Origin of the sequence: Synechococcus sp. R5-12 (assembly GCF_047502655.1) — a bacterium.
GTDB lineage: Bacteria > Cyanobacteriota > Cyanobacteriia > Thermostichales > Thermostichaceae > Thermostichus.
Genome location: NZ_JANSIM010000203.1, coordinates 1 through 1,782 on the forward strand (window position 1 = coordinate 1; position 1,782 = coordinate 1,782).

2 protein-coding genes are annotated in these 1,782 nt (G+C 57.3%); one reads left to right on the forward strand and one right to left on the reverse strand.

The features are described 5' to 3' along the window. Positions 1–53 precede the first annotated feature (53 nt). Positions 54–1,286, forward strand: a complete 1,233-nt coding sequence (locus tag NW843_RS10735; protein WP_414522929.1) for a response regulator — start codon at positions 54–56, stop codon at positions 1,284–1,286. Positions 1,287–1,321: 35 nt separating this feature from the next. Here the strand turns inward: NW843_RS10735 and NW843_RS10740 are convergent, their stop codons facing one another. Then, entirely contained in the window at positions 1,322–1,693 is a 372-nt protein-coding gene (locus NW843_RS10740) for a HesB/IscA family protein (protein WP_414341999.1), read from the reverse strand. Positions 1,694–1,782 lie beyond the last annotated feature (89 nt).

Genomic DNA, 1,782 nt, shown 5'->3' on the forward strand with positions numbered 1-1,782 from the left:
TCAGTATAGTTGAGCTTATTATTGACTAGAGTCATGCTCTCCTCTCAATGCCTATGCTGAGGCCTAATCCCCATCCTCCGGCCAGCTCGCCGGCGGTTCCTGAGGCCCAGGCGGGATCCCCCTCGCCTGAAAAGAAGCCGTTGTTGTTGATCGCGGAAGATGAGCCCAGCCAGCGACTCTTGGTTCGCTACGCCCTTGAGCGAGAAGGCTACCAAGTTCTAGAAGCCAGCAGCGGCGAGGCTTGCTTGCAGCTAGCCGCCCAACACTCAGTGGATATGGTGTTGCTGGATGCGGTCATGCCAGATTTGGATGGGTTTGAGTGCTGTCGCCGCCTCCATGCTCAAAACTCGGATCTGCCCATTCTCATCGTCACGGCGCTGGAAGATGAGTCCTGCGTGGATGAAGCCTTTGCTGCCGGGGCCAGCGATTACATTTCCAAACCCATTCGTTGGGCGGTTTTGAAGCGGCGTATCCGTCACCTGATCCAGGCCAGCCAAGCCCAACGCCACCTGCGGGAACTTAACCAAGCCCTAGAAGCCAAGGTGCAAGAACGCACTGCCCAGTTGGCCTGCCAGGTGCAGGATCTGCAGCAGCTCAACCGCCTCAAGGATAGCTTTCTGGCCAGCGTTTCCCACGAGCTGCGCACCCCCCTCACCAAGATCAAGTTGGCCCTGGAACTATTGGGCCGCACTCCTCTCAACGAGAAGCAGTGCCAATACCACCGCATCGCTTTGGAAGAGTGTCAGGCTGAAATTGAGCTGATCAACAAGTTGCTGGATCTGCAGAGCCTAGAAGCCAAAGAGTTGAGCTCTGCGGCTGCCGCCATCGATCTCCACAGCCTTTGCACAAGCCTACTCAATGGGGTGCGAGAACGGGCTCAGGCTCGGCAACTGAAGCTGGAGATGGCGGAGCTGACCTCATTCCCGGCAGTGCTCTACAGCTACCCGCAGCGGCTAACCCTGATCCTGAAGGAACTGCTGGAAAATGCCTGTAAGTTCACCCAGCCGGGCGGAACCCTCCGCTTAGAGGGGCAAGCCTTTCCCGGTGGGGTTGAGTTAAGAGTCGGCAATACCGCCCAAATCGAGCCTGAACACCTGCCCCACCTTTTCGAGCGCTTTTACCGTGTGCCTTCTGAGGATCCCTGGGCGCAGCCGGGCAGCGGCCTTGGACTGGCCTTGGTGAAGCAGTGGGTGGAGTATCTGCAGGGCCAAGTCCGGGTCACCAGCCAGAACGGATGGACTTGGTTTGTCCTTTGGCTGCCCAGCCTAGAGCCCTCCAACCGTTGACGCCCAAAGGCGGGTGGGAGGCAGCGATTGAGACTTTAGTGACCAACGACAGCAGCAGTCTCAGCAGTGGCAAAGGAGGTGCCACACCCACAACTGGCGACTGCATTGGGGTTCTTGAAGCGGAAGCCACCGCCCAGCAGATCTTCGGAAAAATCGACGGTGGTGCCGCTGATCAAGGTCATGCTCAAGGGATCCACTGCCACCTGGATATCCCCAAAGTCGAAGGTATGATCGTCAGGGTTGGCCTGAGACTCGAAGTTCATCACATAAGAGAGGCCAGAGCAGCCGCTCGGCTTGACCCCTAGACGCAGGATGGGCTGGGATCCCTCTTTTTCGTACTTGCTGCGCAGGCGCTTCAACTCTTGGATGGCGCTATCGGTCAGGGTGATCATGACGAGAAGGCTCAAGGGTACGTTCTACTCCCCATCCTATCAAGGGTTTTTTCTCGGCCAGCGAGAGCATGACTCTAGTCAATAATAAGCTCAACTATACTGAA

Bases quoted from the DNA above. Each gene is read 5' to 3' on its own strand.
- NW843_RS10735 (WP_414522929.1), top strand. From the start codon at position 54: ATGCTGAGGCCTAATCCCCATCCTCCGGCCAGCTCGCCGGCGGTTCCT.